This window comes from Marisediminitalea sp. (genome assembly GCF_984433645.1).
This window is the reverse complement of sequence record NZ_CFIDRX010000234.1, coordinates 1-5,447: the sequence shown is the minus strand read 5'-3', so window position 1 is coordinate 5,447 and position 5,447 is coordinate 1. Positions and strand designations below refer to the sequence as shown.

The 5,447-nt window shown below is 46.0% G+C and carries 4 protein-coding genes; 1 reads left to right on the top strand and 3 read right to left on the bottom strand.

Features of this window, described 5'->3' with window-relative positions:
- Nucleotides 1-1,116 (top strand): DEAD/DEAH box helicase (locus AC4MRN_RS19250; RefSeq protein WP_491204215.1); only part of this gene is annotated, 1,116 nt, incomplete at its 5' end.
- Nucleotides 1,117-1,302: 186 nt separating this feature from the next.
- On the opposite strand, the gene AC4MRN_RS19245 is transcribed toward AC4MRN_RS19250, so the two are convergent.
- Genes AC4MRN_RS19245 through AC4MRN_RS19235 form a run of 3 tightly spaced genes read right to left on the bottom strand, consistent with a single transcriptional unit; the run spans nt 1,303 to nt 4,980 of the window.
- Nucleotides 1,303-1,542, bottom strand: coding sequence for a VF530 family protein (locus AC4MRN_RS19245; protein WP_491204214.1), 240 nt, complete (start codon nt 1,540-1,542; stop codon nt 1,303-1,305).
- A 47-nt stretch (nt 1,543-1,589) separates the two neighbouring features.
- Nucleotides 1,590-3,605 (bottom strand): excinuclease ABC subunit UvrB, encoded by a 2,016-nt coding sequence (gene uvrB / locus AC4MRN_RS19240; RefSeq protein WP_491204213.1) that lies wholly within the window; start codon nt 3,603-3,605, stop codon nt 1,590-1,592.
- 13 nt (nt 3,606-3,618) lie between these two features.
- The gene (locus AC4MRN_RS19235; RefSeq protein WP_084526757.1) at nt 3,619-4,980 is read right to left on the bottom strand and encodes an MATE family efflux transporter; all 1,362 of its coding nucleotides are present in this window, start codon (nt 4,978-4,980) and stop codon (nt 3,619-3,621) included.
- Nucleotides 4,981-5,447: the final 467 nt, after the last annotated feature.

The following is a 5,447-nucleotide window of genomic DNA, read 5'->3' as shown; positions in this document are numbered from 1 at the left end:
ACTCAGTGTAATATTGCTTCCGTGTTGCCAGCGCTAAATCGAGCCAAAAGAGCTTTAATTGTTGGGGACCAAAAGCAACTCAGGCACTATTCCTTTCTTTCCAGAAGTAAACAAACGAATATCGCGAATCAGTTTGGTTTAAACAATACCGAAATGATGCTGAACTATCGCGATAACAGCATTTTAGATTTGGCACTTCACAACGTCACTACGCAAGAACAGGTCGCCTTCCTGGATGAGCATTTTCGCAGCCAACCAGAGCTGATTGATTTCAGCAATATCCAATTTTATAGTAATCGGCTAAAAATAATGCAACACCGTCCATGTTCAACCATCGGTCATGTAACTGTCTTCGATGTGAAGGGAGAACGTTCATCAGTTGGTGTCAATCAGGCAGAAGCAAAAGCAATTATCGATGAAATTAGTTCAATTATTTCTGAAGACGCCACGCAAGAAATATCCAGAACAATCGGCGTACTATCACCGTTCAGTAAGCAAGTTAACTATATTACTTCTCAGGTTGAAAAGCATATTGCTTTAGAGAATATACAGGCACATCAGATTAAAGTTGCTACGCCCTATGGCTTTCAGGGAGAAGAAAGAGACATCATGCTTTTGTCATTTTGTATCGATGAAAACAGTAAACGCGCTGCTGGCTATCTAAACAAACCAGATGTCTTCAATGTATCTATTACGCGAGCAAGACAAAAACAAAAGATTTATAAATCTGTTGATATTAACAAGTTACCAATAAAAAATTTGCTTCGAAAATATTTGGCATCTGTCGACAGCTTTATTATCGAGCACAAATCGAACCAGCAACCTGATGAATTTCAGAACGAGGTGATCACATCATTGCAACACCTCAATGTAGAATGTTGGCGCGGTTACGAAATGCTAGGTACCTATATAGACGTACTTGTCAGGGGCAAAAAGTCTTATATAGCAATTGACCTAATAGGTTACCCAGGTCCTTGGCAGGATTATTTCGAGCTCGATACTTATAAGGTATTAAAACGTGCAGGAGTCGACGTCTTACCTCTCAGCTATGCTCTTTGGTTACAAGATCGAGATGCATGCCTATTCGCAATTAAAAAAGCGATTGAATCTGAATAATCCAGTTTCTCGAAAAATGTAAGTTCACTATGATTTGTTCTGATATCAAAACTAGAGTCGGAGGCCTATTCCTGGCCCTATTCTGATATAAACTCGTACACCAATCACTGATCCTATGGAAATAATCAGGTAGGGGTAGTTTGTCTTTATCAACCTGGCTACAACGGAAAGAACTATCGCAGATACTCATTTCCGCCAGGGTGAGCTTTCACTGAACGTGGAGATGTAAAGCTGCTCCACCTTATCACGTGCCCATTGGGTTTTACGCAAAAATTTCAGTGACGATTTAACAGAAGGATCGCTCTTAAAGCAATTGACATTCACCCTGGCGGCCAAGCCATCCCAGCCGTAATGCGCTTGTAAACGGGTTACTGCAGCTTCCAGCGTCACGCCGTGCAAGGGGTTGTTTGGTTGTTCTTTAGACATTGTTTTAGCAATACTCTATTCAGTCACTGACTACTATACGCCCCTCGTTAAGACAAGGTAACGACCTGCTTACGCAGCTGTTCAATCTCATCACGTAGCGAAGCGGCTTTTTCAAACTCCAGCTCACGGGCATATTCAAACATTTCTTTTTCCAACTCGCCAATACGGCCCATGATTTCTGTTGCCGAAGCGGCTTTGGCAGCCTGCTTCGACTCTGCCACTTTGCGCAGTTTGATTTTACCTGCCTGTGGTGCAACCGAATCTCCCAAATCCATAATGTCAGTAATTGGTTTGTTCAGGCTTTGCGGGGTTAAGCCGTTGGCCTCATTGTGAGCAATCTGTTTCGCGCGTCTGCGTTCAGTTTCGTCTATGGCTTTGCGCATGGAGCCGGTAATAGTGTCGCCGTACAGAATGGCTTTACCATTGATGTGACGTGCAGCACGACCAATAGTTTGAATTAACGACTTTTCAGCACGCAGGAAACCTTCTTTGTCGGCATCTAATATGGCCACCAAAGACACTTCTGGCATATCCAGACCTTCCCGGAGCAGGTTGATACCCACCAGTACATCAAACTTACCTAAGCGCAGGTCACGTATGATTTCAATACGTTCAACCGTATCAATGTCGGAATGCAGGTAACGCACTTTCACACCGTGTTCGTTGAGGTACTCACTGAGATCTTCTGCCATGCGTTTGGTGAGCGTTGTTATAAGAACCCGCTCATCTACGGCCACGCGTGATTGAATTTCAGACAGCACATCGTCCACCTGTGTGGCCACAGGGCGCACTTCGATAACCGGGTCCAATAGACCGGTTGGCCGAACAACCTGTTCGACGACTTCGCCATCTGACTTCTCAAGCTCGTAATTGCCTGGGGTAGCCGATACATAAATTGTTTGCGGTGAACTATGCTCAAACTCCTCGAATTTGAGCGGCCGGTTGTCGAGGGCCGACGGCAAACGGAAACCATATTCCACCAGTGTTTCTTTGCGAGAACGGTCGCCTTTATACATCGCACCTATCTGGGACACGGTCACGTGCGATTCGTCGATAAACATCAGGCCATCGGCAGGAAAGTAGTCCAACAAGGTCGGTGGCGGCTCTCCCGGCGCCCGTCCCGACAAATAACGCGAGTAGTTTTCGATACCGGAGCAATAGCCCAGCTCCATCATCATTTCTATGTCGAACTGCGTGCGCTGACTTATGCGTTGTTCTTCCAGCAGCTTATTTACGCTTAGTAACTGCTTCTTGCGATCGGCTAGTTCGGTTTTAATACTCTCCACCGCGTCCAGAATTTTTTCACGTGGCGTAACATAGTGCGTTTTAGGAAATACCGTCGCCCTCACCACGTTTTTGTCTACGGAACCGGTAAGCGGATCGAACAAACTGATTCGGTCTATTTCATCGTCAAATAACTCAACTCTGACAGCCTGCTTCTCGGAGTCAGCCGGGAAAATGTCAATCACGTCCCCACGAACCCGGAACGTTCCGCGCTCAAAGGCCAGATCGTTGCGCTTGTATTGTAGCTCGGCTAAACGGCGCAATATGTCCCGCTGATTGATTGTGTCCCCCTGACGCAAATGCAGCAGCATTTTCATGTAGGACTCAGGATCACCCAAGCCATAAATAGCAGATACACTGGCAACAATGACAACGTCTCGACGCTCCATGAGCGCTTTTGTAGCCGACAAGCGCATCTGTTCTATATGGTCGTTAATTGACGCGTCTTTTTCAATAAAGGTATCGGTACTGGGAACGTAAGCTTCTGGCTGATAGTAGTCGTAATAAGAAACGAAGTATTCAACGGCATTATTCGGAAAGAACTCTTTCATTTCGCCGTACAGCTGCGCCGCCAGGGTTTTGTTGTGCGCTAGCACTAACGTTGGGCGTTGTACCTGGTTGATGATGTTCGCCATTGTGAAGGTTTTACCTGAACCGGTTACCCCCAGAAGGGTTTGTTGGGCAAGGCCACTCTCCAGCCCATCGACCAACGCCTCTATGGCCTTGGGCTGATCGCCGGCGGGTTCATATTTTGAGACCAGTTCAAAACCTTTCGTCATGATGCGTTACCTGCTAATCAGTTTGAGTTTCTAATACACGTAGAGAGCGACGGAACCAATACATTGATACCATGGCCATGCACAGATTGGCGGCAACGGCACCAGCAAAGATACCCGTAAGATCAAACACCCAACCCATGGCTACCGTGATGGGCACAAAAAACACAAACAATCGAATAATGCTCAGTGTGAGTGCCGACATAGGCAAATGACATGCGTTCAACGAGGAGTTTGTCAATATTATGATGCCCTGCAATCCGTACCCAAAGGGTACAATTAACAGGAAGAGTTGGATCAATTCGGCCACCGCCTGTTCTTTGGCGAATAGCGCCGCAATCAAGCCTGACAGCAGCCATAACAGTATGCTTACCAACAACTGCCAGCCCATTACAAATTTTACCGCCAGCCAATAAGCCTGTTTTACGCGGTCAAATTTATTGGCCCCCAGGTTCTGACTAATAAAGGGTGGCAACGTCATCGATAACGCCAACACAAGTATAGTGGTAAATGACTCTAACCTGCTCCCTACTCCCCATGCCGCGACGGCTTCCTCGCCATAGCCCGCGACCACCCGGGTAAGAATGGCCCCGGCAATTGGCGTTAGCATATTAGCCCCGGCAGCAGGTAATGCGATATGAAGGATTGAACGGCTGCTGACCATGAATTCTTTTGGGGTAAGTAAGCGCGGAAGAATATAGCCGCGCTGTTTAGCCAGTAAGTACAATATCCAAATTGAACAAATGATCCAGGAAATCAACGTAGACAGCGCTGCACCGCCAATGCCCATTTCCGGTATTGGTCCTACGCCGAATATAAGAATCGGGTCGAGTACTGCATTTATGCCGCCGCCCGTCGCCATAATAATGCTCGGCGTCTTGGTATCGCCTCGGGCCCGCAATACACTGTTTCCAACCATGGGGATCGCCAGGAACACGGAAGCAAAATACCAGATGTACATATAATCCTGAATAAATGGCATCAGGTTATCCTGGGCGCCAAGCAGCGAGAAAATAGGTACAACAGTGAAGCCGCCTATAATGGCCAGTATGCCGACTAATAATGATGACAGCATAATGGCACCGGAGCCGGTTTCCCGCGCATTATCCTGATTCCCCTGTCCGGCGAGTCGCGCAATGACAGCGGATGTGCCTACGCCCAACCCAATATTCAGACTGATCAGCGTAAACGTAACAGGAAACGTAAAACTGATTGCAGCAAGCGGCTCTGTACCCAGCAAACTAACAAAGAAGGTATCTACCAGTCCGAAGCTCATCATCATGATCATGCCAACAATCATCGGCACAGTCATACGCTTTAGCGTTTGACTGATATCGCCATTTATAAGATCTCTGGACTTGTTGTTCGCTGCTGACATGGTTTATTCACACATTTCGGGATGAACTGAAGCGCGGGCGGCAATATATCAACCATCCGAACTTTCGCAGATTTAAAATAAAGGATTTATTGTACTGGAGTGCTGTAAATAACAACAGTATTTTATCGTTTAATTAATTTTACGCACCGAATAATGCAATTCGTCGCATTTTTATCACTTAAGGCGTCAATAACGGAATCTTATTTGTTCAATTGAACAGGGATTCACGATTAAAGAGTATTTTATGCCACCGATAGCGCGTGTAACTTATTAAATACACTTAATCCAGCCCAGATTACATAAGCCTACCCTGTCATCGATACTCAACCACTTGGCCCTTTGTGTAAACAGTTTGTTAAACTGTCGATTTTTCAGACCAACTGGTGAATGAGTAACACACAAGTATTCGACTGATCATTTTGGTGCATAAAACATTGACACCGTGTTACACAATTGTGCAAAAGTCA

Bases quoted from the DNA above. Each gene is read 5' to 3' on its own strand.
- AC4MRN_RS19245 (WP_491204214.1), bottom strand. From the start codon at position 1,542: ATGTCTAAAGAACAACCAAACAACCCCTTGCACGGCGTGACGCTGGAA.
- uvrB (WP_491204213.1), bottom strand. From the start codon at position 3,605: ATGACGAAAGGTTTTGAACTGGTCTCAAAATATGAACCCGCCGGCGAT.
- AC4MRN_RS19235 (WP_084526757.1), bottom strand. From the start codon at position 4,980: ATGTCAGCAGCGAACAACAAGTCCAGAGATCTTATAAATGGCGATATC.